The organism is Ampullimonas aquatilis, assembly GCF_049675895.1.
Lineage (GTDB): Bacteria > Pseudomonadota > Gammaproteobacteria > Burkholderiales > Burkholderiaceae_D > Ampullimonas > Ampullimonas aquatilis.
Window position 1 is genome coordinate 3,117,136 of sequence record NZ_CP183834.1, and the last position, 24,567, is coordinate 3,141,702.

Annotated in this window: 22 protein-coding genes and 1 pseudogene; 8 read left to right on the forward strand and 15 right to left on the reverse strand. The window is 51.5% G+C overall.

The features are described 5' to 3' along the window. Position 1: 1 nt before the first annotated feature. The 4 genes from ACMYR3_RS14490 to tkt (ACMYR3_RS14505) form a co-directional block, all read right to left on the reverse strand. On the reverse strand, positions 2-2,038 hold the full coding sequence (locus tag ACMYR3_RS14490) for a S8 family serine peptidase (protein WP_424192638.1): 2,037 nt from the start codon (positions 2,036-2,038) through the stop codon (positions 2-4). A gap of 118 nt (positions 2,039-2,156) precedes the next feature. Further along, a complete protein-coding gene (locus ACMYR3_RS14495; protein WP_424192639.1) occupies positions 2,157-2,579 on the reverse strand; it encodes a hypothetical protein in 423 nt (140 codons plus the stop codon). Positions 2,580-2,766: 187 nt separating this feature from the next. Further along, entirely contained in the window at positions 2,767-3,777 is a 1,011-nt protein-coding gene (gene gap, locus ACMYR3_RS14500) for a type I glyceraldehyde-3-phosphate dehydrogenase (protein WP_424192640.1), read from the reverse strand. Positions 3,778-3,877: 100 nt separating this feature from the next. Further along, on the reverse strand, positions 3,878-5,887 hold the full coding sequence (tkt, locus tag ACMYR3_RS14505; RefSeq protein ID WP_424192641.1) for a transketolase: 2,010 nt from the start codon (positions 5,885-5,887) through the stop codon (positions 3,878-3,880). A 126-nt stretch (positions 5,888-6,013) separates the two neighbouring features. Between tkt (ACMYR3_RS14505) and ACMYR3_RS14510 the strand changes: the two genes are divergently transcribed. Both ACMYR3_RS14510 and ACMYR3_RS14515 read left to right on the forward strand, forming a co-directional pair. Next, positions 6,014-6,775 (forward strand): 16S rRNA (uracil(1498)-N(3))-methyltransferase, encoded by a 762-nt coding sequence (locus ACMYR3_RS14510; RefSeq protein WP_424192642.1) that lies wholly within the window; start codon positions 6,014-6,016, stop codon positions 6,773-6,775. A 19-nt stretch (positions 6,776-6,794) separates the two neighbouring features. Beyond that, positions 6,795-7,214 carry a YidB family protein gene (locus tag ACMYR3_RS14515; protein ID WP_424192643.1) on the forward strand — a complete coding sequence of 140 codons (420 nt, stop codon included), beginning with the start codon at positions 6,795-6,797 and terminating at the stop codon, positions 7,212-7,214. Between the two features lie 116 nt (positions 7,215-7,330). Here ACMYR3_RS14515 and ACMYR3_RS14520 read toward each other — a convergent pair. From ACMYR3_RS14520 to ACMYR3_RS14530, 3 genes and pseudogenes are all read right to left on the reverse strand, one after another. Next, positions 7,331-7,738: pseudogene (locus ACMYR3_RS14520) on the reverse strand (barstar family protein); the annotation flags it as partial. Continuing rightward, entirely contained in the window at positions 7,739-8,131 is a 393-nt protein-coding gene (locus ACMYR3_RS14525) for a ribonuclease domain-containing protein (RefSeq protein WP_424196543.1), read from the reverse strand. It abuts the pseudogene before it with no gap. Positions 8,132-8,457: 326 nt separating this feature from the next. Continuing rightward, the gene (locus ACMYR3_RS14530) at positions 8,458-10,758 is read right to left on the reverse strand and encodes an NADP-dependent malic enzyme (protein WP_424192644.1); all 2,301 of its coding nucleotides are present in this window, start codon (positions 10,756-10,758) and stop codon (positions 8,458-8,460) included. Between the two features lie 133 nt (positions 10,759-10,891). On the opposite strand from ACMYR3_RS14530, the gene thiL reads away from it, so the two are divergent. The 3 genes from thiL to ACMYR3_RS14545 are packed head-to-tail and all read left to right on the forward strand — an operon-like array spanning position 10,892 to position 12,857. Next, complete coding sequence (gene thiL / locus ACMYR3_RS14535; RefSeq protein ID WP_424192645.1) at positions 10,892-11,866, forward strand: thiamine-phosphate kinase; 975 nt, start codon at positions 10,892-10,894, stop codon at positions 11,864-11,866. Beyond that, complete coding sequence (locus ACMYR3_RS14540; RefSeq protein WP_424192646.1) at positions 11,863-12,363, forward strand: phosphatidylglycerophosphatase A family protein; 501 nt, start codon at positions 11,863-11,865, stop codon at positions 12,361-12,363. Before thiL ends, ACMYR3_RS14540 begins: the two co-directional genes overlap by 4 nt. Continuing rightward, positions 12,360-12,857: a CinA family protein gene (locus tag ACMYR3_RS14545; RefSeq protein ID WP_424192647.1), complete on the forward strand. Its 498-nt coding sequence runs from the start codon at positions 12,360-12,362 to the stop codon at positions 12,855-12,857. Before ACMYR3_RS14540 ends, ACMYR3_RS14545 begins: the two co-directional genes overlap by 4 nt. 198 nt (positions 12,858-13,055) lie before the next feature. Here ACMYR3_RS14545 and ACMYR3_RS14550 read toward each other — a convergent pair whose 3' ends face one another. Further along, entirely contained in the window at positions 13,056-14,168 is a 1,113-nt protein-coding gene (locus ACMYR3_RS14550) for a cation diffusion facilitator family transporter (protein WP_424192648.1), read from the reverse strand. Positions 14,169-14,174: 6 nt separating this feature from the next. Continuing rightward, a complete protein-coding gene (gene pyrF, locus ACMYR3_RS14555) occupies positions 14,175-15,008 on the reverse strand; it encodes an orotidine-5'-phosphate decarboxylase (RefSeq protein ID WP_424192649.1) in 834 nt (277 codons plus the stop codon). Between the two features lie 147 nt (positions 15,009-15,155). Here pyrF and ACMYR3_RS14560 point away from each other — a divergent pair, with 147 nt between their 5' ends. From ACMYR3_RS14560 to ACMYR3_RS14570, 3 genes are read left to right on the forward strand one after another with little or no spacing between them, the layout of a single operon-like run. Then, positions 15,156-15,743: a LemA family protein gene (locus tag ACMYR3_RS14560; RefSeq protein ID WP_424192650.1), complete on the forward strand. Its 588-nt coding sequence runs from the start codon at positions 15,156-15,158 to the stop codon at positions 15,741-15,743. 41 nt (positions 15,744-15,784) lie between these two features. Beyond that, complete coding sequence (locus ACMYR3_RS14565) at positions 15,785-16,555, forward strand: TPM domain-containing protein (protein ID WP_424192651.1); 771 nt, start codon at positions 15,785-15,787, stop codon at positions 16,553-16,555. Then, a complete protein-coding gene (locus tag ACMYR3_RS14570) occupies positions 16,555-17,064 on the forward strand; it encodes a TPM domain-containing protein (RefSeq protein ID WP_424192652.1) in 510 nt (169 codons plus the stop codon). Before ACMYR3_RS14565 ends, ACMYR3_RS14570 begins: the two co-directional genes overlap by 1 nt. A 135-nt stretch (positions 17,065-17,199) precedes the next feature. Here the strand turns inward: ACMYR3_RS14570 and groL are convergent, their stop codons facing one another. The 6 genes from groL to tkt (ACMYR3_RS14600) form a co-directional block, all read right to left on the reverse strand. Next, a complete protein-coding gene (groL, locus tag ACMYR3_RS14575) occupies positions 17,200-18,846 on the reverse strand; it encodes a chaperonin GroEL (RefSeq protein ID WP_424192653.1) in 1,647 nt (548 codons plus the stop codon). Positions 18,847-18,889: 43 nt separating this feature from the next. Then, entirely contained in the window at positions 18,890-19,177 is a 288-nt protein-coding gene (groES, locus tag ACMYR3_RS14580) for a co-chaperone GroES (protein ID WP_424192654.1), read from the reverse strand. Between the two features lie 522 nt (positions 19,178-19,699). Continuing rightward, on the reverse strand, positions 19,700-20,731 hold the full coding sequence (fba, locus tag ACMYR3_RS14585; RefSeq protein ID WP_424192655.1) for a class II fructose-bisphosphate aldolase: 1,032 nt from the start codon (positions 20,729-20,731) through the stop codon (positions 19,700-19,702). A gap of 57 nt (positions 20,732-20,788) precedes the next feature. Beyond that, on the reverse strand, positions 20,789-21,796 hold the full coding sequence (gene gap / locus ACMYR3_RS14590; RefSeq protein WP_424192656.1) for a type I glyceraldehyde-3-phosphate dehydrogenase: 1,008 nt from the start codon (positions 21,794-21,796) through the stop codon (positions 20,789-20,791). Beyond that, positions 21,793-22,476: a phosphoglycolate phosphatase gene (gene gph, locus ACMYR3_RS14595; protein WP_424192657.1), complete on the reverse strand. Its 684-nt coding sequence runs from the start codon at positions 22,474-22,476 to the stop codon at positions 21,793-21,795. The genes gap (ACMYR3_RS14590) and gph overlap by 4 nt, the downstream gene beginning before the upstream one ends. A gap of 9 nt (positions 22,477-22,485) precedes the next feature. Continuing rightward, positions 22,486-24,564 (reverse strand): transketolase, encoded by a 2,079-nt coding sequence (gene tkt, locus ACMYR3_RS14600; protein WP_424192658.1) that lies wholly within the window; start codon positions 24,562-24,564, stop codon positions 22,486-22,488. Positions 24,565-24,567: the final 3 nt, after the last annotated feature.

The following is a 24,567-nucleotide window of genomic DNA, read 5'->3' on the forward strand; positions in this document are numbered from 1 at the left end:
TTCAATGATACCCCTTACCAGTATAGGCATTGATCAGAATTTTCACACACCCTGCACCAGCCACCAGACCGATCAATAACAGCAGATCAATCCAGCCAATTGCACCGCCACCACCGGATGAACTCGAGGTGGTAGTCGTTGGGGTGCTCGTCGTCGTGGTGTTGGTAGTTGTCGTAGCTGCGGTCACGTAAATGATGGCCACTTCTTTGCTGCGTGCCTCACGACCCAAATCAGCCCCATAGAAGGGGACGAAGTAGGTTCCTGCCACAGGATTGGCCCAGTTGAATTGACCACTCACAGCATCAAAAGTAGCACCGGCCGGCAAGTCATCACTCGACAAAATCACCGTATCATTTTCCGCGTCCGCAGCCGTTACTTTGAAAGATACGGTATCGGTAGATTTCACATGCAAGGTTGGCAAGGTTGCCAAAACAGGGGGTTGATTGCCCGTGATGGCTTGCAAGGTTGTTTCGACATCCAATATCCCTGCACCGCACAGTGCCTTGGTGCATAGGCAATAACCTGTTGGCGTTTTCGTGTCACCACTCGTGTCAGGATCCGTATTAGGCGCTGTACACGTTCTAGTCGTGACTTGTGAATTGTTCGGGAATGGACGGGCCGATTGTTCAAGCAAAGCTTTGATCTGTCCTGGCTTCAAATTGGGATTAACCGCCAACATCAATGAAATCGTACCCGTCACCAGTGGTGTAGAAAAACTGGTACCAATTTCGGCGCGATAACTGTCAGCATCATTACTATCAGGATCGGTTTTACCCGCGTTGACGGTTGAATAAAGCGGATTACCATCTGATCCGCCAGGTGCCATCAAGGTTGTATAGGTACCATAGCTGCTATAACGCAGTTTCGAGCCATCCCGCGAATTGCCACCCACTGCGATCACCCCTTTACAGTCAGCTGGCGCGGCTGGCGCGCTGGAATTATTACCCGCAGCGACAACCACTGATACGCCAAGACTGACCAACTCACTGACGACTTGCTGTTCAGCAGTGGTACAAGTACCACTGCCTAAAGAAAGATTGATGATCTTGGCAGGATTGTTATTGGTAGGCACACCATTGACTGCCAGACCAGCCGCCCAACGCATGGCCGACAAAATATCAGACAAACTACCAAAGCCACACTTGCCCAGCGCCCGCACCGGTAACACCTTGGCTGCCCAGTCGAGTCCCGCAACACCAATGCTGTTATTGGTTGCTGCAGCAATCTGACCGGTAATAAAGGTGCCATGCCAACTACTGGTCAGACATTGGCTGTCGTATGGCAAAGCAGTATTGTCAATTTCGCTTTGAGTCGCATAATCACCTGGATCAGTCGGATCTGCGTCCCAGCCATCACCATCTTTGGAAAAGGTGGGATCATTTTGAAAAGGGTTGGCAGTAACAAAGTCAAATCCAGGCAACAGCCGATCCCTGATTTCAGGCAGTTGTCGCACACCGGTATCTACCACCGCCACCACCACATGATTACTACCGGTCGTGATAGCCCAACCCGCTTCGGCGTTGATAGCCCCCAGATTGCCACCAGCGGCATCATTAAGTGTTTGTGGCTTTTTCAGCCACCATTGCCCGTTGGTCGCAATATATTGTGATGCCAGCGGATCACCCGTAAAATCTGGCTTCGCTGCATAATAAGGATCGTTGGGTACAGCAGCACGCTTGACCAATCGATCTTGCGTCACGGCTTTAATACCTGGCAGTTGTTTAATTCGAGCTACCACATCAGCCACCTGCGCTGCACTCGCATTGGCTGGCAAATCAACCAAATGGCCTTGCGTCCATAGCTGTTTGCCGTAATTAAGATTAACCCCCGCGACTTGCGAAATATCTTTTAAAGACTTGCTCGACAAAGGATTTTGAATCTGCAGCCCAGTGGCATTTTGGGTTGCAGTTGTCGCTGAATCCATCACCACAATCAAGCGTGGCAACACCACATCCTGAACAGCAACTGCAGGCTGCACTACCACCAAAGTAGTCAAACCAATCAGAATGCTCGATAGAGATGCGCGGATGAAGGACATGTATGAACCGGAATATAAAGGCCAGTCTTGTGAATTACGACACATTTTTCGATAACTTGAATAATACTTAACCTTGCATTGTCGCAGACCTGCCACTTCTTGCCCATCAAAAAATGTCTTATTGGCGCATCAAAACCCGATCTTCGTCTACCGCCTTTACATTTTGAAAAGATTGCAGACGTGCAATCAAGGTAGCAACCGGCTCGGCTTGTTTGGGTTGCACTTGATAAACATGCATGGTGGCATCAATGGCACGAATATAAGTGACCTCGGCTGCCGCATAATGACTCATCTGCGCCAGTAGTTCGGGCGCATTGGCTGTCACAGGATGAAGAAAAGTGATGATCAGTCGATAACTGGCATTTTTGGCGGCGGGCTGGTTGGCGGTTGGCACATCATTTTTGGTTGAAGCAGCCGTCGTCAGACCGCCCGCTCCCGCCTGCACACAACCAATCAATCCAAACACCACAGCACCGTATATGATGCCGCCCATGCTTTGCCTGGCAAGTCGTTGCTGGTTTTTGCTATCAAGTAAAGCCATTGCTTGTCTCCTTCAGGTGAATCGATACCACTCATTGACCTTGCCTACGTGGCCAAGTTCATCAGAATACCTGAATCTATCTACGGCAAATCAAATCACTCAATCACGCTATTCAACAATAAAAAATGCCCCAACTTGTGGGGCATTTTCAGGACCAGCCGGACTGCTGGTCATCAAGACTTGCTGATTACTTGGCGTTAGCCAGCGCAACAGTGGTATCCAACATACGGTTGGAGAAACCCCACTCGTTGTCGTACCAGCTGGTTACTTTCACCAGTGTGCCGGACACTTTAGTCAGTGTGGCGTCAAAGTTGGAAGAAGCCGGATTGTGGTTGAAATCCACAGAAACCAGCGGTGCGGTGTTGTAAGTGGCGATGCCCTTGAGTGGGCCTTCTGCGGCTTCCTTGAGGATGGCATTGACTTCTTCAACCGTGGTTTCACGCGCAGCAATGAATGTCAGATCGACGATCGACACATTGATGGTTGGTACACGAATCGCAAAACCATCCAGCTTGCCATTCAGTTCTGGCAATACCAGACCAACCGCCGCAGCTGCACCAGTTTTAGTTGGGATCATGGATTGTGTTGCAGAACGTGCACGACGCAGATCTTCGTGATACACATCAGTCAACACCTGGTCATTGGTGTAAGCGTGAACCGTGGTCATCAAACCAGTTACCAGACCGATTTTCTCGTGCAGTGGCTTGACCAGCGGTGCCAGGCAGTTGGTGGTGCAAGAAGCATTGGAAATCACGGTATCGCTGGCTTTCAGAACGTTGTCGTTCACGCCAAACACGATCGTGGCATCGACATCTTTACCACCTGGGGCAGAGATCACGACTTTTTTAGCACCGGCTTGCAAATGCAAACCGGCTTTTTCTTTGGTAGTGAACAGACCGGTACATTCCAGCACCACATCCACATTCAGATCTTTCCAAGGCAGCTCGGCTGGATTACGTTTAGCCGTCACCAGAATCTTGTCACCATTGACAATCAGGTATTCGCCTTCAACAGCCACGGTGCCATTGAATTTGCCGTGGGCGGTATCGTACTGGGTCAGATGGGCGTTGGTCTGGGCGTTGCCAAGATCATTGATCGCAACGATCTCGATATCATGTTTCTTGCCACCTTCATAATGTGCACGCAGCACGTTACGACCAATACGACCATAGCCATTGATTGCCACACGAATTGTCATGTTTTCTCCTGAGAGCGAATTAAAAAAATTGGGTCACGGTCAAACCGCAGCAGCACCATTTTTACTGCGAGTTGACCTCTTAAAAATCAGCCTTACATTTTTATACAAGTGCCTTGGCTTTTGAAACGACATTTTCCACGCTAAAGCCAAAATATTTGAAAAGAACACCTGCCGGAGCCGATTCACCAAAAGTATCGATGCCGACCACATCACCTTCCAAGCCCACATATTTGCGCCAAAAATCACTGACGCCCGCCTCAATGGCCAGACGTGGCAAGCCTTTTGGCAAAACACTGGCTTTATAGGCGGCGTCCTGGCGGTCAAACACATTGGTACAGGGCATGGAAACCACCCGAGCAGCAATACCTTCTGCTGCCAAGGCTTGTTGCGCCTTCACGGCCAGCTCGACTTCAGAACCCGTCGCAATCAGAACCAACTTGGCATTGGATGCATCAGCCAATACATAACCACCTTTACGAATCAGGCTTTGGGATTGGTCATCATGGGGTTGATAAGTCAGATTCTGTCGTGAAAAAATCAAGGTGCTCGGGCCATGCTGACGCTCCACTGCACAAGCCCAGGCGACGGCAGATTCCAGCGTGTCGGCGGGTCGCCAGACATCCATGGAAGGAATCAGACGCAATGAGGAAACATGTTCAACTGATTGATGAGTCGGGCCATCTTCACCCAGGCCAATCGAGTCATGGGTAAACACAAAAATCGAGCGTAACTTCATCAGCGCAGCCATGCGCAAGGCATTACGGCTGTAATCAGAGAAAGTCAGAAAAGTCGCGCCAAAGGGAATATACCCACCGTGCAAAGCAATGCCGTTCATGATGGCGCTCATACCAAATTCACGCACGCCATAATTGATGTGATTGCCCCAACTATTGGCACGTACCGGTTTGCAGGCTTTCCAGTTGGTCAAATTAGAACCGGTCAGATCAGCAGATCCACCCAAGAATTCTGGCAAGATCGCGGCATAAGCCTCAATCGCATTTTGGCTGGCTTTACGAGTAGCAATGGTTTCGGCTTTGCTGATACAGAGCGCAACGTAATCGTTGACGGCCTGTTGCCAGTTGGCTGGCAGCTCACCTTTGACGCGGCGGGTCAGTTCAGCTGTCTTGGCTGGATACTTGGCCGAGTAGGCATCAAATAAAGACTGCCATTGCTGGCTGGCTTGCGCACCTTTGCTGCGACCATCAAAAGCATCATAGATATTTTGCGGAATTTCAAATGGTGCTGGCGTCCAGCCCAGTGCCGCGCGAGTCTCAGCAATCGATTTGTCACCGAGTGGTGCACCATGCACCTTGTCGCCACCTTCCAAACCTGGCGCACCTTTACCAATCAGGGTTTTGCAGCAGATCAGCGTTGGTTTATCGGAGAGTTTGGCTTGAGCGATTGCAGCCGATACTGCAGCCACATCATGCCCATCGACTGCCGCAATCACATTCCAGCCGTAAGCGGTGAAACGTTTGGGCGTGTCGTCCGAGAACCAAGGCTCAACCCTGCCATCGATGGAAATACTATTGTCGTCGTATAAGGCAATGAGCTTATTGAGCTGCAATGTGCCAGCCAGTGAACAGGCTTCGTGGGAAATGCCTTCCATCAAACAGCCATCACCTAAAAAGACATAGGTATGATGATCCACAACTGCCAGTTCTGGCTCATTAAATTCTTCGGCGAGGAGCTTTTCTGCCAGCGCCATACCGACGGCATTGGTAATGCCTTGCCCCAAAGGACCAGTCGTCGTTTCTACGCCAGGCGTAATGCCATACTCAGGATGACCCGCCGTTTTGGAATGTAACTGCCGAAAGTTTTTAATTTCTTCCATTGGCAAGTCGTAACCCGTCAAGTGCAAAAGCGCATACAGCAGCATGGAGCCATGACCATTGGAAAGCACAAAACGATCACGATTCATCCAACCCGGTTGGGCAGGATCATGCCGCAAATGTTCACTCCACAGGGCCACACCAATTTCAGCCATACCCATTGGCATGCCAGGGTGACCGGAGTTGGCTTTTTGTACGGCATCCATCGCCAAGGCGCGGATGGCATGGGCCATTTGAGTTTTGATGGGGAGTGACTCGAGCGAAATTGCAGTGGTCATGTCGGCGTCGTGCCAAAGCACGCTTAAAATGGAGGAAAGCCTATTATTTTAGCAGAGCAGTACCACTTTTCGCTATTTCTCCCCATTACGAGCGTAGTCAATGACACGCTTTTCATTTCAGGATCTATGAGTCATCCCCCCCGATTTTTTGTTGATGCCCCCTTGTCACCCGCCAGCACCATTGAGCTGGATATCGATATCGTGCGCCACATTCAGGTATTGCGCCTAGCGGCCGGTGATGTGATTACCGTGTTTAATGGTCAGGGCGGTGAATATCGCTCGACCCTGATCGATATTCAAAAAAAATCAGCCACCATTCACCTTGATGAATTTAAAGCAGTTACGCTGGAACCACCCTACTCGCTGACACTCGCACAAGGCATTGCCGGTGGCGACAAAATGGACTGGATTATTGAAAAGGCCGTTGAATTGGGCGTAACAAACTTTCAGCCCTTGCAGATGGAAAAATGCGTAGTGCGCTTGTCTGCCGAACGCGCCGAAAAACGACTGTCACATTGGCGCGCTATTGTTCAGGCAGCGAGTGAACAATGCGGTCGAAATCGACTCATGAACATCTTGCCAGTCCATAATTACTCACACTGGCTAGCTGGCGCCACCCAATCTGCCGAGCAGACTCAACCCTTGGCCGCACAGCGCATACTGCTGTCACCGCGTGGGACATTAAAGATTGACGATTGTTTGCTAAATGGTCACACGCAGCATGTTATCTTGCTGATTGGGCCTGAAGGTGGGCTGACCCAGGCAGAGGAAGCAGCAGCATTTGCTGCTGGTTGGCAAGGGCTGTCCTTGGGGCCGCGCATTTTGCGCACAGAAACAGCGGGCATGGCGATTGTTGCGGCACTACATGCACGTTGGGGTGGTTTTTAAACTTGAATGGGAGAATGCAATGGGATTATTGGATATGGTAGGTGGCATGCTGGGTGGTTCGGGCGCTGCGGGTGATCCCAAAGCGCAATTGCTGCAGGCTGCATTGTCGATGTTGCAAGGTGGCGGTGGTCAGGCTGGCGGCTTGGCTGGCCTGGTTCAGCAATTTGAATCCAATGGCTTGGGCAATGTGGTGCAATCCTGGATTGGCACGGGCAGCAATCTGCCAATTTCTGCCGAACAATTGCAACAGGTGCTGGGTCACGGCACATTGAGCTCATTGGCGCAGCAATCAGGTTTGTCGACTGAAGCTGTCAGCGGTCATCTTTCCGAGCTGCTGCCTGGCGTGATCGACAAATTAACACCCAATGGTCAACTGCCAGAAGGCGGCATTAATCTGCAAAGCGCGATATCAATGCTCGGTGGTTTATTGGGCAAATAAGCATACTCCCAATTAGTACCAGCCTAAATAGACCGCTTAAGTGCTTATTTAAATATCCTCTAAAAATAGAGGGTAGGAGTAAAAAAGCCCGTTCAAAAACGGGCTTTTTTTATTGATCAGGCAAAAGAATAAAACACGCGGAAGGTAATTTTTCGTTCTGCCCAGTAATCGGCAGCATCACGAAACACATCCAATAAAGTTTCACGCGCTTCTTTGTCAAATTTGAGAGTGGCAGGTACACCTTCGAGCACAATCACAAAACCAGGCTGCGGACCTGACTTGACGAGCAAGTCAGTAAGGGAATCGTACAGTGCGTCGTAATTTTTCCCAAAATGTTTGGGAAAAGAAAATGAGGTGGCAATTTCTTCCATCACCTCGGCCTTGGTGCTGGCATTAGCCAAAAAGGCAAACAGGAAATGCTGCTGCAAACGCGCCGCTTCTTCCTGCAAGTCCTCAATCCTGAACGCACGGATCGACTGAACGATATTGGGTCTGACTGTTTTGAACAGATCCATCACTTCCTCTTATTCCTGGATTTTCTTAAAGCTGGTGTAATGGTCTTCGGTGTAATAATACTCGCCAGATGTCGCAGGAACACCACCTGCAATGATTCTTCTGGCGCCACGATCATGCGAACGGGGCGTGACCACCGTGTACTCATGATAATAACCACGCGACCTTTTGGGCAAGATTTTTTCCCGGTTACCAAACACGGTGCCATCTTTCTCGAACGGGTAAGGCCCACCCTGCTTAATCAACGATAAAGTCTGACGTGCCTCGGCGGGTAGTGCATCAACAGCAATCGTCTGAAGTCGAGATGAACTGCCCAACCATGAATCATCGGCTTGGTAATGATGCCCCCGCGCCTGCGCCACTTGAAAGCCAAATAACAAACTGGCCATCAGCATCAGCAGCATCGTCCAATACGCAGTCCAGCCAACTGGCCGGTCGACGCAGACCTTTTGGGTGCGGATGGTCACAGCAGACAAGCCGCTCTCACTGGTTGCAGCAACATCAGGCTGACCTTGTTCAAACCGTCGGATTTTTAAAAAGCGTTGCATTTCAGTGCTCCCGGAAAGCATAGTGTGTTTTCCCGACGCATAAAAATGGTCATAGCTGGCTAAAACAACTGACCAAGTTAAGTCGTTTTATTACCACAAACCCGTAAGATTATCCTGAAAGAACACAGGAATCAACCCAGGCAGTACTTTTTCGCACCCTCCCGGGTAATCAGAAACAATTTTCAACGCTTGTTCTTACTATTTGCCTCAACTACTGTCAGTGTCGTCATATTCACAATCCGGCGCACAGTTGCCGACGGCGTCAGCACATTGACTGGAGAATTGGCTCCCAACAAAATCGGCCCAATCGCAATATTGTTACCTGCCGAGGTTTTCAAGAGGTTATAGGCAATATTGGCTGCTTCGATATTAGGCATAACCAGCAAATTGGCTTCGCCTTTCAAGGTCGAATTGGGCATCACACTATAGCGATAAGCCGGGTCAAGTGCCGAATCACCGTGCATTTCACCATCCACTTCCAGATCAGGTGCACGCTCACGCAAAATCGCCAAAGTTTCACGCATTTTGAGAGCGCTAGGGCTATTGCTGGTACCAAAATTGGAATGGGATAACAACGCCACTTTGGGAATGATCCCCATGCAACGCATTTCATCGGCGGCCATGATCGTGATATCGGCCAGTTCATCGGCCGTCGGATCACAATTAATATGCGTGTCAGTCAAAAATACCTGGCGATTGGGCAAGAACAGTCCGGTCATCGCACCAAACAGCTTGGTGCCAGCTTTTTTGCCAATGACCTGCTCAATGTACGTCATATGCATGGCCGTAGTACCAAAAGTGCCGCAAATCAGGCCATCGGCATAACCCTTGTGGATCATCATGCAACCAATCAGGGTCAGACGACGCCGCATTTCGATTTTGGCCAATTGCGCAGTCACACCCTTGCGCTCAGCCATCTTCCAGTATGTCGTCCAGAAGTCCCGATGCCGGTCGTCAAACTCAATGTCCACCAGATCGTAATCAACACCACGCTTTAAACGCAGACCAAAACGCTCAATCCGCTGATCAATCTGTGAGCCACGTGCCACCAGGATTGGTCGCGCCAGACCTTCATCCACCACCACCTGCACAGCACGCAAGACACGCTCTTCTTCGCCTTCCGCATAAACAATCCGTTTATGTCCATCGGGGCAACGTTTGGCAATCTGGAACAGCGGCTTCATGAAGGTGCCGCTTTGATAAACAAACTGCTGCAGCTGATCAATATAGGCTTCCATGTCCTTGATCGGCCGACTTGCCACCCCCGACGTTTCGGCTGCGCGCGCTACAGCAGATGCAATTTTCACGATCAGGCGCGGATCAAACGGTTTGGGAATCAGATATTCTGGGCCAAATGAGAGGTTGCCATCACCATAGGCCATGGCAACCACATCACTTTGCTCAGCTTGCGCCAAATCAGCAATTGCATGCACCGTGGCAATTTCCATTTCGCGGGTAATGGTTGTGGCACGAGAGTCCAGCGCACCGCGGAAAATATAAGGGAAACACAGGACGTTATTGACCTGATTGGGATAATCACTACGACCAGTGGCAATGATGGCGTCATCACGCACTTCCTTGACCAGTTCGGGTAAGATTTCTGGTGTTGGGTTGGCCAAGGCCATGATGATCGGCTTAGCGGCCATCTTTTTGACCATATCCTGCTTGAGCACGCCACCAGCAGACAGGCCCAGAAAAATATCGGCACCATCAATGACTTCCGCCAAGGTACGCAAGGTGGTTTCCTGTGCAAAACGTTCTTTATCAGGATCCATCAACTCGGTGCGACCTTTGTAAACTACACCGGCCAAATCAGTCACCCAGATATTTTCCAGAGGAAAGCCCAAATCAACCAATAAATCCAGGCAGGCCAAGGCGGCCGCACCCGCACCTGAAACCGCCAGTTTGACCTTCTTGATGTCTTTACCAACAACTTTGAGGCCATTCAAAATGGCCGCGCCAACAATGATCGCCGTACCGTGTTGATCATCATGAAACACCGGAATTTTCATCTTTTCGCGCAGTTTACGCTCGATATAAAAACATTCCGGCGCCTTGATATCTTCAAGGTTGATACCGCCAAAAGTTGGCTCCAGTGCCGCGATCACATCGCAGAGTTTGTCAGGATCAGTCTCGTTGATTTCGATATCAAATACATCAATACCCGCAAACTTTTTAAACAGTACGCCCTTGCCTTCCATCACTGGCTTGGCGGCCAGTGGACCAATCGCCCCCAATCCCAGCACCGCCGTACCGTTGGTAATTACCGCGACCAGATTGCCACGCGAGGTATAACGAAATGCGTTGGAGGGATCGGCAACAATTTCCTCGCAGGCAGCCGCTACCCCTGGCGAATAGGCCAGTGCCAGATCACGCTGGTTGACCAGCTGTTTGGTTGCGGTAACGGAGATTTTGCCGGGGGTGGGGAATTCGTGGTATTCGAGCGCTGCTGCACGCAGTTTGGAGTCAATCGGTTGGGTCATATTTGTCACCCGCCTTATAATTTGCGGGTTTTCCATGGCAGTAAAACAGGCTCTCATTATGAGCCGCGCTTAATAATTACACAAGCTGACGGGCGCTCATTACAATACAACGACTCTTCTGTCTGACCTTCTTATGTCCACGCCACTCTCCGAATTTGATCTGATTGCCCAATTTTTTACCCGTCCCCCCCACCGTGCAGACTTAGGAATTGGGGATGACTGCGCACTACTGAGCGTACCACCCAACACTCAATTGGCAATTTCAACCGACATGCTGGTGGAAGGCCGACATTTTTTCCCCAATGTTGATCCTGCCGCCCTCGGGCATAAATGTCTGGCGGTTAATTTGTCCGATCTGGCTGCCATGGGTGCCACCCCGCATAGCTTTACCCTGGCGATGGGCATTCCGGAATCCGATCCGATCTGGCTGTCGCATTTTTCCAACGCCATGCTGACATTGGCTGATCGGTTTGATTGCGAACTGATTGGCGGCGACACCACCAAAAGTCCTTTGACGACCATCTCCATCACCGTCATTGGCACGCTGCCAACCGGGCAGGCCCTGCGCCGTGATGCCGCTCAAGATGGCGACGATGTCTGGGTATCGGGCACGCTGGGTGATGCACGTCTGGCGCTGGGCATGTTTTGGCAGGACTGGCATTTATCGGTGGGCGATTTCGAGCACGCTCGCCGCAAAATGGAATGGCCGGAACCGCGCATCGCCCTGGGGCGCGCCTTATTGCCGCTGGCGCACGCAGCAATTGATATATCGGATGGCCTGATGGGTGATCTGGGTCACATTCTCAAACGCTCAGGACTTGGTGCAACACTCAATGTAGACGCCCTACCCTTGTCGGAAGAACTGCGTCAGCAACCCCGCGAGCGACAAATCCATTGCGCACTTTATGGTGGCGATGAATACGAACTCTGTTTTACCGCCTCCCCGGAACAACGCGAGGCTATTTTTGCCCTGGGTCGCCAGCTCCATTTGCCACTCAGTCGCATCGGCACCTTACATCAAGGCAACGACTTGCTGCTTGAAAACGCTGAAGGCGAACCAATTGTGACCGATGGCATGGCATTTGATCATTTTCGTAGCAACGAATGAGTGACGCTCTCCCCCCGCCAATTCGGCCCGATGGCCCGTTTTTATTGTCACACCCCGCACACACACTGGCGCTCGGGCTTGGTAGTGGATTGTCACCGATCATGCCCGGCACCGTTGGCACACTCTTTGGATGGTATAGCTTTGTTTATTTGAGCCGCTACCTGACTGCGCTGCAATGGGGCGTGGTGATCCTCCTGGGTTTTCTGGTTGGCATTTGGGCCTGCGAAAAAACTGGCCGGGATTTAGGTGTCGCCGATCATGGCAGCATGGTGTGGGATGAAATCATCGCCATTTGGCTGGTATTGGTGGTCGTGATGCCAACAGATACCACTGGTCAAATGTTGGCGGTGTTTCTTTTTCGCTTTTTTGACATGCTTAAACCCGGTCCGGTGCGCTATATTGAACGACGCGTCAAAGGGGGTTTGGGTGTGATGATCGATGACATCATGGCGGCATTTTTGACTTTACTGGTAATCGCTGTCTGGCAATTTATATGAATTCAACCACGTTTCAATTAGCAATCAAAGTGGGCAATCGCCTGCGCGAAGTCAGGCTTTACCTGACGACTGCCGAATCCTGCACCGGCGGCGGCATTGCCTCGGCCATCACTGATGTTTCTGGCTCCTCGGCCTGGTTCGATCGTGGTTTTGTGTCGTACTCCAATATGGCCAAGACCGAGATGCTCGGTGTGCCGCCCGCCTTGATCGAACGACATGGTGCCGTGAGCGAGCAAACCGCCCGTGCTATGGCAGAAGGTGCCTTGCGCCATAGCCGGGCACAAATCGCTTTATCGGTCACGGGTATTGCCGGGCCCGGTGGTGGCACAGAAGAAAAACCCGTTGGCACGGTATGTTTTGGCTGGGCAGTACATCACACCAGTAAAACGGAAATCCGGCGCTTCAAAGGTGAACGTGATGCCGTGCGCCAGCAAACCATTGAACATGCGTTGCGCGAGCTGCTGACTTTTATCGACGACACAGAAAATCGATAAACCAGCACAGTTTTAAGACCATTTGGGGTTTGCTCATCCTGATAAGCAAACCACCCTGTCATCCCGCAATCGCCCTCAAAAAGCACATACTCCCCAGAAAACCAATATTTACTTAATTTATTAACCGCTCAAGTGCGTCAATAAAGGCTTCCGGGAGGCCTGATTTATACAATGGGGTGTATAAAAAAATGGCTTTGCTTATGAATGAATTGGCGCAAAGGTAGCGGCCGCGCAGCAGGGATTGATTTCCACCGACAGATGTACCAGTTGTCGAATGCTGGCGAGCCGTTTTTTATAGTATTCCGGCGGTGCCGGGTGATCGGACACCAGACTCAACACAGCCGCAAAACGCTGTTTACCCACACGCCAGACATGCAAGTCAACCAATTCGGCCGAACCTTCTTCAGCCAGAATCGCGCGAATTTCTTCAACCAGGGGATGGTCCATTTCAGCGTCCAGCAATATCCGGCCTGACTCCAGCATCAGACCCCAGGACCAGCGGCCAATCATCAACGCGCCCAACACACCAACCGCCGAATCCAGCCAGTTCCAGCCAAAATATTTGCCCGCCAGCAAGGCCGCAATCGCCAGCACCGACGTGGCAGCATCCGCCACCACATGCAAATAAGCCGCCCGCAAATTCAGATCGGCATGATCATGGCTATGACTGGCATCGTGATGACCCGCGTGATCTTGTCCATGCGCATGCCCGGCATGGTGCGCATGATCATGGCCATGATCATGATGGTCGTGCGCTGATACCGCGTGATTGTGTCCAACCTGAGCATGATGCTCGTGCTCTGCATGCACATGGGGTAACCGGGGTTTAGGCGCATGGTCATGACCATGATGCAGCCATTTGGCTGACACCAGATTCACCAGCAGGCCAATCACCGCCACGATGATGGCGTCATTAAAATCAATCGGCAAGGGACTGACGATGCGCCAGATGGATTCATAAATCATCAGCAAGGCCACGCCCGCCAGGATCATCGCGCTGGCAAAGGTGGCCAGCACTTCAATCTTCCAGGTGCCCATGGAAAACAAGCGGGCAAAACGCTCGTCACGCGCCCAGCGCCGCGCCAGCACGTACGCACTCAAAGTCAGCGCCAAGGCCAGCATGTGCGAGCTCATATGCCAGCCATCGGCCAACAGTGCCATGGAGTGGGTGTACCAGCCCACGGCAATTTCCACCACCATCATGATGCCAGTCAGCCAGACCACGCGCCGGGTACTTTTTTCGGCGGCCGCATTGCCTTCATCAAAACGATGGCCATGTTGCCAATTGCTGAGGTCGTGAGTATGTTCCATGAATACTTACCGGCTATGCCTGAATTGATTGATCAGATCACGAGTGCGTTGCGCTTCTTGAGCGGCAGCCTGAGCAAAATCAGCCCCAGCAGACGCATATAAAATTGCCCGCGATGAATTGATCATCATACCCCGTCCACTCGCGGTCTGCGCAGCTTGTACCGTAGCGGCCACATCACCGCCTTGCGCACCGACACCGGGTATCAACAAGGGCATGTCACCAATCAGCGCTCGTACCCGAGCCAGCTCTTGTGGAAAGGTAGCACCAACCACCAGGGCCATCTGGCCGGTTTTATTCCATTGCGTGGCGGCCAGTTCGGCAACCAGTTCAAACACCTGGCGCGACTTGCCCGCTATTGGCAAAAACTGCAAATCCGACCCACCTGGATTGGACGTGCGACAAAGTACGATCACACCTTTATCGGGGTATTGAAGGTAAGGCTCGATCGAATCAAAACCCATATAGGGATTGACTGTCACCGCATCGGCACCATAACGCTCAAAAGCTTCAATGGCATATTGCTGGGCAGTGGAGCCGATATCACCCCGCTTGGCATCCAATATCACTGGAATATCGGCATAGCGTTGTTTGATATAGGTAATGATGGCTTCGAGAGCCGCTTCGGCGCGTTGCGCAGCAAAATAGGCAATCTGGGGTTTGAAGCAACTCGCATAGGACGCGGTGGCATCCACAATGGCACAACAAAAATCGGTAAAGGCACGGTGGATATCAGCATGGCGGCATGGTTCAGGCAAGCGTTTGATATCCGGATCAAGCCCAACACACAATACCGAATTGGCCACGCTTTCTCTGGCGTGCAGTTTTTCTATAAAAGTCATGATGATCGTTTCGTTGAAGAAACACTATTTTATCGGCAATCAGCAATTCACCACTTGGCTTGCGCCATATTCATCCCCATCTATGGATAATTGGTAATATCCAGTGTCACCTGAAAATGGTTTACTGATTCAACGGAGGAAAAACCCATGTCACCATTCATCAAATTTTTTACCCTGATTTTGCTGACGCTGACCTTGTCAGGTTGCGGCTATAACCGCTTCCAGGAAGAAGACGAATCGGTCAAGGCAGCCTGGGCTGAAGTGGTCAACCAGTACCAACGTCGTGCCGATCTGATTCCTAACCTGGTCAACACCGTCAAAGGTTATGCCAGCCATGAAAAAGACACGCTCGAAGCCGTCACCAAGGCGCGTGCAGCAGCCACCAGCTTTCAGATCACGCCCGAAGTGCTAAACAACCCGGGAGCGCTCAAGCAGTTTCAACAATTGCAAGGCGAACTGTCGAGCGCGCTGTCACGCTTGATGGCAGTATCAGAAAACTATCCCGACTTAAAAGCCGATGCCAGCTTTCGTGATTTGCAATCACAACTGGAGGGCACCGAAAACCGCATTACCGTGGCACGTCAGCGTTATATCAAGGCCGTGGAAAGTTACAACGTGCTGACCCGCAGCTTCCCCAATAATATTACTGCGATGATTTTTCACTACGAAGTCAAACCCAACTTCACTGTGGAAAATGAAAAAGGCATCAGCACTGCACCTGCCGTGAAATTTTAAATATTGATGCTAACCAGGCAACCTCACCCTGATTGAGAAACATGCTCCGACATAGCCTGCTTGCCCTCTTCACCACCCTGTTGCTGCTCTGCAGCGCAGCTCGGGCTGATGTTGCCATACCGCCTTTATCTGGCCATGTCATTGACCAGATCGACATACTCAACGAGAGTCAGCAGCAGTCACTCAATCAGGTGCTACAGGATTATGAAACCCGCACTGGCAGCCAAATTGCTGTGCTGCTCATGTCCACTACCGCGCCCGAAGTCATTGATGCTTACAGTATCCGTGTGGCCGATGCCTGGAAGCTTGGCCGCAAAGGCGTGGATGATGGTGTGATTTTGATTGTGGCGCGTGACAATCCCAAAGAACTGCGCCGCTTGCGCATTGAAGCCGGCCGAGGCGTGCAAGGCGTCATGACCGATGTGCAGTCCAAACGCATTTTGGCTGACGTCATTGCACCACACTTCAAGCAAAATGATTTTTATGGTGGCCTCACCGCTGGCGTCACTGCCATCATGCAAGTGCTCGACAAGGAGGCCTTGCCCGCACCCGTTAAAAAAGCCCAGCAGGAAGACGACTATAGCTGGGTCATTCCACTGATCTTTTTTGCCTTCATCTTTTTTTCCATGATGCGCCGTGGCAGTTCTGCCGCGTATGGCCGATCCAGTTTACCAGCCATCATCCTCGGTAATGCCGCAGGTAGTTGGGGACGCGGCGGTGGTGGCTGGGGTGGCGGAGGATCATCCGGTGGCGGTGGCTTTTCGGGTGGTGGCGGTGGCTTTGATGGCGGTGGCGCCTCGGGAGACTGGTAATGCGCGATCACAACCGTCTGCTACGCAGTCTGCATCATCTCTTGTGCTGGCGTCGTTCAGCCCACCAGGCCTTTCCACCCCAGGGCTTGCGTGATATTGAAAATTTGATTACCACGGGCGAGCAACAACATGGTGCCCAGGTGCGCTTTGTGGTGGAACATGCCTTGGATCAGGAAGCCATCTGGTCAGGCATGACACCGCGCCAACGTGCGCAGTATCTGTTTGCACATTTACGGGTATGGGACACCGAAGCCAATCTGGGTATTCTGATTTATGTGAATCTGGCCGATCATCAAGTGGAAATCCTGGCCGACCGCGGCGTGCACCAACTCGTCCAGGCCTCGGTTTGGCATCACCTCTGTCAGCAGATGACCCAAGGTTTTCGTCAAGGTCACTACATTGAACCGTCATTGCAAGTATTGAAGGAACTCAACGCGTTACTCACCGAACGTTTACCGCGCAACATCAACACGACCAATGAGTTACCGGATAAGCCGCTGATGTTGTGATCAGCGAATACTTGACGCTTTCAAATATCTGGCAATTTTTAATTAATCTTTCACTCGTGCTTTCAACTAGTTAAGCTATAAAAAAAGCCCTGCAGATGCAGGGCTTTTTCATGAGTAACTGAACTCAGGGCCAAATTACATGCCCATACCGCCCATGCCGCCCATACCGTCCATCCCACCTGGCATACCGCCAGCTGGTTTGTCTTCTGGCATTTCAGCAACCAGTGCATCGGTTGTCAGGATCAGGCCGGCAACTGATGCAGCGTTTTGCAAGGCTGAACGAGTTACTTTAGCTGGATCGAGAACACCGAGTTCTACTAGGTCACCGTAAGTACCGTTGGCAGCGTTGTAACCATAGTTGCCTTTGCCTTCGAGCACTTTGTTGATCACGACAGATGGCTCGTCACCAGCGTTGGCAACGATCTGACGCAGTGGCTCTTCAATGGCGCGCAATACGATCTTGATGCCAGCATCTTGATCAGGATTGTCACCTTTGAGAGCTGTCACAGCAGCACGAGCGCGCAGCAGGGCAACACCACCACCAGGAACCACGCCTTCTTCAACAGCTGCACGAGTAGCATGCAGTGCATCTTCAACGCGGGCTTTTTTCTCTTTCATTTCAACTTCGGTCGCAGCACCAACGCGAATCACAGCAACACCGCCAGCCAGTTTAGCAACGCGCTCTTGCAGTTTTTCACGATCGTAGTCGGAAGATGCTTCTTCGATTTGGGCACGGATTTGTTTAACACGGGCTTCAATGCTCTTGGCATCGCCAGCGCCATCAATCACGATGGTGTTTTCTTTGCCAATTTCGATACGTTTGGCTTGACCCAGTTCGGTCAGCGTGGCTTTTTCCAGTGACAGGCCGACTTCTTCAGCGATCACTTGACCACCAGTCAGAATCGCGATGTCTTCGAGCATGGCTTTACGACGATCACCAAAACCAGGTGCCTTAACAGCAGCAACTTTCAGGATGCCACGGATGTTGTTGACAACCAGGGTTGCCAGTGCTTCGCCTTCGACGTCTTCAGCGATGATCAGCAAAGGACGGCCAGATTTGGCAACTTGTTCCAGGATTGGCAGCAGGTCACGAATGTTGGAGACTTTTTTGTCAAACAACAAGATGAATGGGTTTTCCAGCAACACAACCTGTTTTTCAGGATTGTTGATGAAGTAGGGGGACAGGTAACCGCGGTCAAACTGCATGCCTTCAACGACGTCGAGTTCGTTGTTCAGTGATTTGCCGTCTTCAACAGTGATCACGCCTTCTTTACCAACTTTGTCCATTGCATCAGCAATGATCTGACCGATATCGGTATCGGAGTTGGCAGAGATGGAGCCTACTTGGGCGATTTCTTTGCTGGTGGTGGTTGGCTTGGCCAGTTTGCGAACTTCTTCAACCACAGCGATCACTGCTTTGTCGATGCCGCGTTTCAGATCAGTTGGGTTGAAACCTGCTGCTACGTATTTGAAGCCTTCGCGAACAATCGCTTGAGCCAATACAGTCGCTGTTGTTGTACCGTCACCGGCGTTATCAGAAGTACGGGAAGCCACTTCTTTAACCAGTTGGGCGCCCATGTTTTCGAGCTTGTCTTTCAGTTCGATTTCTTTGGCAACGGACACACCGTCTTTCGTCACGGTTGGGGCACCGTAGCTGCGCTCGAGCACCACGTTACGGCCTTTAGGGCCCAGGGTCACTTTCACTGCATTGGCCAGAATGTTAACGCCGTTAACAATCTTGGCGCGTGCGTCATCACCAAAAATAACTTGTTTTGCTGCCATGTTGAATCTCCTAATACGGGAATGAATTACAGGGGGTCAGAAATTACTGAACGATGGCGAAGATGTCATCTTCACGCAGAACCAGCACTTCATCGCCGTTAACCTTGACGCTTTGGCCAGAATATTTGCCAAACAGAACGCGATCACCAACCTTGACTTCCAAAGGACGTACTTTGCCATCGTCAAGCAATTTACCTGTGCCAACGGCCAGGATTTCACCTTGATCTGGTTTTTCGGCTGCATTGTCTGGCAAAACGATACCGGATGCAGTTTTGGTTTCACTGTCCAAACGTTTGACGATCACACGATCATGCAATGGGCGAAGACTCATACAAACTCCTTAAATAATATATCGGATGAGATCGGCAGGATCTAATTGGTTTTGAGCGGCCTGCCTACGAAAAACTGTTAGCACTCACAGCCAACGAGTGCTAATTATATGGGTGGATTTGGGTATTTCAAGAGTGGTGAGCGATATTTTTCAAAAAAATCTCCTGAGTACTTGGAGAAAATACTTCAGGAGAGTAAAAAAATAGCCCTTTTAAATACGCACCAAAGCAGTCCATTTAACTTCATACCCCCATATAGTATGAGGTCAGAGTAGTGAAATAGAGCATGCTTGGAGACGTCATGACAAAACGGACAGATTATCCAAAGCGGTCCGGCTGGCTTTGCTGCCATCGACAAAACCATTGCAACCCAACTCGCCGAATAATCCAGCAAGTCAGTTTGCTCATCCGACGCAAGCGTCGACGGATATGTTTCCAACCATCAAACTGGCAAATGAGTAACCGTGGAAATTGCAAGGTCATGCTCCTCCCTCCCCGACTTTGCCAATTGCGCCCGCACTTATTTAGGCCAGCGCGTAAGACTCCAGCGAACGCGGCTTGATCTTGGCACCCTGCCCGGCGCAGCCAAAGGCAATGAAACGATCCTTGCAAATACTGCGCGCCGCTTTTTTGGCTGCGATCAACATTTTGCGTGGATCAAACTCATCAGGACGTTGCGCCATTTCCTTCCGCATCGCACCGGTCATGGCAAGGCGAATATCGGTATCAATATTGACCTTGCGCACACCGTTTTGAATACCACGCTGAATCTCTTCCACCGGCACGCCATAAGTCTCTTTGATCTTGCCGCCGTATTGACGAATGATGTCGAGCCATTCTTGCGGCACACTACTGGAACCATGCATAACCAGATGCGTATTGGGAATCTGTGCATGGATTTTGGCGATCAGATCAATCGCCAAAATCTCACCCGTCGGTTGCTGAGTGAATTTGTAGGCGCCGTGGCTGGTACCAATGGCAATCGCCAGTGCATCCACACCGGTGCGCTCGACAAAGTCCCTGGCCTGCATGGGATCAGTCAACATCATGTCATGCGTGAGTACACCTTCCGCACCCACACCATCTTCTTCACCGGCCATACCGGTTTCCAGGGAACCCAGACAACCCAGCTCGCCTTCGACAGACACGCCGACCGCATGGGCCATGTCACAAACCTGTTTGGTGACTGCCACGTTGTAGTCGTAGCTGGCCGGCGTTTTGGCATCTTCACGCAGTGAGCCATCCATCATCACGCTGGTAAAACCGGAGCGGATGGACTGCTGACATACTGCCGGTGTGGCGCCATGATCCTGATGCAGCACCACCGGAATGTCCGGATGCGCCTCCACCGCGGCCAGCACCATATGCCGCAGATAGGCTTCACCGGCATATTTGCGTGCACCGGCAGAAGCTTGCAGAATCACCGGGCTGTCAGTCTCCTGAGCTGCCTCCATGATGGCGTGAATCTGTTCCAGATTATTGACATTGAATGCTGGTACGCCATAGCCAAATTCGGCCGCGTGATCGAGCACCTGACGCAAGGATACGAGGGCCATGAAATTCTCCTTTAAATTTTAATTTTCTGAAAAATGCTTATTTGCTATGTTTTGCTATCACTTGCCATGCCGCGCAATGACTTGCACCATCTCCAGCAGCTTGTTGGAGTAGCCCCACTCGTTGTCATACCAGGCGACCACTTTGACAAACGTGGCATCCAGAGCAATGCCTGCTTCTGCATCAAACACCGAGGTACAGGTTTCGCCTCTGAAATCGGTGGCCACGACTTTGTCTTCGGTGTAGCCGAGCACGCCCTTCATTTCATTTTGTGAAGCCGCTTTCATGGCATCACAAATGGCCTGATAGGAAGTCTCGGTATTTAACTCAACCGTCAGATCAACGACCGACACATCGGAAGTGGGCACACGAAACGCCATGCCGGTCAGCTTTTTGTTCAATTCCGGAATCACCACACCGACCGCCTTGGCTGCACCGGTTGATGATGGAATGATGTTTTCCAGAATGCCACGACCACCGCGCCAGTCTTTATTGGAAGGTCCATCCACCGTCTTTTGTGTGGCGGTGGCCGCATGCACCGTCGTCATCAAGCCGCGCTTGATGCCAAAACGATCATTCAATACCTTGGCAATCGGTGCCAGACAGTTGGTAGTGCAAGAAGCATTGGAGACAATCGTCTGCCCCGCATAACTGGCGTGATTGACACCATATACAAACATTGGTGTGTCGTCTTTGGAAGGTGCCGACAGGATGACTTTACCTGCGCCAGCAGCAAGATGTTTATCCGCTGTGTCCTTGGTCAAGAAGAGGCCGGTGGATTCAATCACCACATCAGCACCCACTTCATGCCAGCGTAATTCAGCCGGATCCTTTATGGCAGTCAGCCGGATTTTTTTACCATTGACAATCAGTGTGTTGCCGTCGACAGCAATATCAGCATGACAGCGACCATGGACCGAATCGTACTTGAGCATATAAGCCAGATAATCCGGTTCCAGCAAATCATTGATGGCAACGATATCAATTTCTTTAAAATTTTCCAGCGCGGCACGAAATGCCATCCGACCAATCCGGCCAAAGCCGTTGATCCCTACCTTGATGCTCATACTTTCTCCTGTTGAAATAAGGGCTGCATATCCTGCAAGACCCGGTCTGGCCGGGCATTTTCAATCGGCTCACCCATGTTGTAGCCATAATCCAGCGCCCACACGGCCACACCGGCATTGCGGGCAGTGGCCACATCAATCACCGAATCACCCACAAACAAGGCACGTGATTTGGTCACCTCAAACTGATGCAGGCATTTGAAAATGCCTTCTGGATCAGGCTTTTTACTCGGCAAGGAATCACCACTGATGACCCGATCAAACAGGCTGTGCATGTTGTGCACCTTGAGTACCGTCTGCGTAAATCGGGCTTCCTTGTTGGTGATCACGGCCATCTTCACGCCTTGGGCACGCAACTGCGCCAAGGTCATCATGACGAAGGGATAAGGTTTGCTGCGTGTGCCACAACGCCGCTCATAATATTTATTAAACTCGCTGGCGATCAGCGGCAAGGTATTGCTGGAGCGCACCACGGACACTGACGTCAGATTGGCAAAGGCCAGCGCCTGAATCAGCAACTCCAGCGTACCGTAGCCAATCCATCGGTCTACCTGATCCTGAGTGACCGGTGGCAAATCAAAACGGCGCAGAGTGTCATTGACGGCATCGGCAATCTCTGGTGCCGTTTCGATCAGGGTGCCATCCAGATCAAACATGATCAAATCATAAGAGCGATTCATGATGGCTCCTCAATGCATCGCCGTGATTTGCTCGGCACCCAATGGCTCGTGTTTATACGCAGCACGATGCGCCAGAGTTTGCACGGCCTCCATCACCTTGTCAGTGGTAATCTTGAAGTGCTGATACAGATCACCCGCCGGTGCCGACTCGCCAAAACTGGCCATGCCAATCACCATGCCAGTACGCCCCACATACTTGCGCCAAAAGTCGGGATGCGCCGCTTCTACCGCCACAATTGGCAAGGTCAGTGGCAAAATCAGTTTTTGATAGGCGTCGGTCTGACGATCAAACAGGTTGGTACAAGGCATGGACACCACGCGTGTCGGCACACCCGCCTCTGCCAAACGTTGATGTGCTTCCATTGCCAGCACCAACTCAGAACCGGTTGCCACAATGACTGCCACCGGATCAGCTGATTCGGCCAGGATATAACCACCTTTACGGATTTGCTCGACCACATCGAGGCCGCTCAACTGGGGCAGATTTTGCCTTGATAGTGCCAACGCACTGGGGCCGTCATAACGTGTCAGCGCATATTGCCAGGCGACGGCGGTTTCCATCAGATCAGCAGGTCGCCAGACATCCAGACCGGGAATAATGCGCAGGCTCGGAATATGTTCCACACTCTGATGCGTCGGACCATCTTCACCCAGACCAATGCTGTCGTGGGTAAAGACGTGAATCACGCGTTGCTTCATGAGTGCTGCCATACGAATGGCATTACGACTATAGTCGGAGAAGGTCAGGAAAGTACCGCCATAGGGAATATAGCCACCATGCAGGGCCATGCCATTCATGATAGCCGCCATGCCAAACTCACGCACGCCATAAGACAGATGATTGCCCCAGCTATCACGCTTGGCAAGCACACAACCCTTGAAGTTGGTGAGATTGGAACCAGTCAGATCGGCACTGCCACCAAACAGTTCGGGCAGCAATGGTGCCAGGGCATCCAGACTGATCTGGCTGGCTTTGCGTGTGGCAATCGGATCTTTTTTGGTGGCCAGGGTCTGCAACATGGCATCCAGCCCTGCCTGCAACTGCACCGGTAATTCGCCACCCAAACGGCGCAATAGTTCTTTCGCCTCATTGGGAAAGGCGGCCTGATATTGCGCAAACAAGCTACTCCAGGTTTGCTCGGTGGCAACGCCACGCTCACGGGCATCCCAGGCCTTGGCAATATCAGCAGGAATCACAAAGGGCTCGGCTTGCCAGTTCAAGGCAGCGCGCGTCGCGGCAATTTCATTGGCACCCAGTGCCGCACCATGCACATCATGAGTGCCGGCCTTATTGGGCGAGCCTTGACCAATGATGGTCTTGCAGATAATCAATGTGGGTTTGCCATCATCGCTAGCTGCCTGTGCCTTGGCCCGCACGATGGCCGCATCAATCGCACTCGGATCATGACCATCCACATCCTTGACTACCAACCAGCCATAAGCCTCGAAGCGCTTGGCAGTGTCATCGGTAAACCAGCCTTCCACATGACCATCAATGGAAATGCCATTATCATCATAAAAGGCAATCAATTTGGAGAGTCGCAAGGTACCCGCCAGTGAACAGACCTCATGACTGATGCCTTCCATCATGCAACCGTCACCCAGGAAAACATAAGTCAGATGATCGACCACTGACAAGGACTGATCACCGACAGTACGATTAAATTCGGCTGCCAACAATTTTTCAGCCAATGCCATTCCCACCGCATTGGCTATCCCCTGCCCCAATGGGCCGGTTGTGGTTTCAACGCCAGGCGTGATGTCCACTTCCGGATGACCCGGGGTTTTGCTGTGCAACTGCCGAAACTGCTTGAGGTCGTCGATGGATAAGTCATAGCCTGTCAAATGCAATAAGGCGTACAACAACATCGAACCATGACCATTGGAAAGCACAAAACGATCACGATTGACCCATTGTGGATTGCCGGGGTTGTGACGCAGATGCCGGTTCCAGAGCACCTCGGCAATATCTGCCATCCCCATCGGCGCACCAGGGTGGCCGGATTTGGCTTTTTCTACCGCATCGACGGCCAGCATGCGGATGGCATTGGCCATGTTGGTGGTCAAGTTTGTTTGATTGGTCTGCATGAT

What these genes read in the sequence shown, in the direction of transcription:
- ACMYR3_RS14490 (WP_424192638.1), bottom strand. Translation starts at nt 2,038, where the DNA reads ATGTCCTTCATCCGCGCATCTCTATCGAGCATTCTGATTGGTTTGACT.
- ACMYR3_RS14495 (WP_424192639.1), bottom strand. Translation starts at nt 2,579, where the DNA reads ATGGCTTTACTTGATAGCAAAAACCAGCAACGACTTGCCAGGCAAAGC.
- gap (WP_424192640.1), bottom strand. Translation starts at nt 3,777, where the DNA reads ATGACAATTCGTGTGGCAATCAATGGCTATGGTCGTATTGGTCGTAAC.
- tkt (WP_424192641.1), bottom strand. Translation starts at nt 5,887, where the DNA reads ATGACCACTGCAATTTCGCTCGAGTCACTCCCCATCAAAACTCAAATG.
- ACMYR3_RS14510 (WP_424192642.1), top strand. Translation starts at nt 6,014, where the DNA reads ATGAGTCATCCCCCCCGATTTTTTGTTGATGCCCCCTTGTCACCCGCC.
- ACMYR3_RS14515 (WP_424192643.1), top strand. Translation starts at nt 6,795, where the DNA reads ATGGGATTATTGGATATGGTAGGTGGCATGCTGGGTGGTTCGGGCGCT.
- ACMYR3_RS14525 (WP_424196543.1), bottom strand. Translation starts at nt 8,131, where the DNA reads ATGCTGCTGATGCTGATGGCCAGTTTGTTATTTGGCTTTCAAGTGGCG.
- ACMYR3_RS14530 (WP_424192644.1), bottom strand. Translation starts at nt 10,758, where the DNA reads ATGACCCAACCGATTGACTCCAAACTGCGTGCAGCAGCGCTCGAATAC.
- thiL (WP_424192645.1), top strand. Translation starts at nt 10,892, where the DNA reads ATGTCCACGCCACTCTCCGAATTTGATCTGATTGCCCAATTTTTTACC.
- ACMYR3_RS14540 (WP_424192646.1), top strand. Translation starts at nt 11,863, where the DNA reads ATGAGTGACGCTCTCCCCCCGCCAATTCGGCCCGATGGCCCGTTTTTA.
- ACMYR3_RS14545 (WP_424192647.1), top strand. Translation starts at nt 12,360, where the DNA reads ATGAATTCAACCACGTTTCAATTAGCAATCAAAGTGGGCAATCGCCTG.
- ACMYR3_RS14550 (WP_424192648.1), bottom strand. Translation starts at nt 14,168, where the DNA reads ATGGAACATACTCACGACCTCAGCAATTGGCAACATGGCCATCGTTTT.
- pyrF (WP_424192649.1), bottom strand. Translation starts at nt 15,008, where the DNA reads ATGACTTTTATAGAAAAACTGCACGCCAGAGAAAGCGTGGCCAATTCG.
- ACMYR3_RS14560 (WP_424192650.1), top strand. Translation starts at nt 15,156, where the DNA reads ATGTCACCATTCATCAAATTTTTTACCCTGATTTTGCTGACGCTGACC.
- ACMYR3_RS14565 (WP_424192651.1), top strand. Translation starts at nt 15,785, where the DNA reads ATGCTCCGACATAGCCTGCTTGCCCTCTTCACCACCCTGTTGCTGCTC.
- ACMYR3_RS14570 (WP_424192652.1), top strand. Translation starts at nt 16,555, where the DNA reads ATGCGCGATCACAACCGTCTGCTACGCAGTCTGCATCATCTCTTGTGC.
- groL (WP_424192653.1), bottom strand. Translation starts at nt 18,846, where the DNA reads ATGGCAGCAAAACAAGTTATTTTTGGTGATGACGCACGCGCCAAGATT.
- groES (WP_424192654.1), bottom strand. Translation starts at nt 19,177, where the DNA reads ATGAGTCTTCGCCCATTGCATGATCGTGTGATCGTCAAACGTTTGGAC.
- fba (WP_424192655.1), bottom strand. Translation starts at nt 20,731, where the DNA reads ATGGCCCTCGTATCCTTGCGTCAGGTGCTCGATCACGCGGCCGAATTT.
- gap (WP_424192656.1), bottom strand. Translation starts at nt 21,796, where the DNA reads ATGAGCATCAAGGTAGGGATCAACGGCTTTGGCCGGATTGGTCGGATG.
- gph (WP_424192657.1), bottom strand. Translation starts at nt 22,476, where the DNA reads ATGAATCGCTCTTATGATTTGATCATGTTTGATCTGGATGGCACCCTG.
- tkt (WP_424192658.1), bottom strand. Translation starts at nt 24,564, where the DNA reads ATGCAGACCAATCAAACAAACTTGACCACCAACATGGCCAATGCCATC.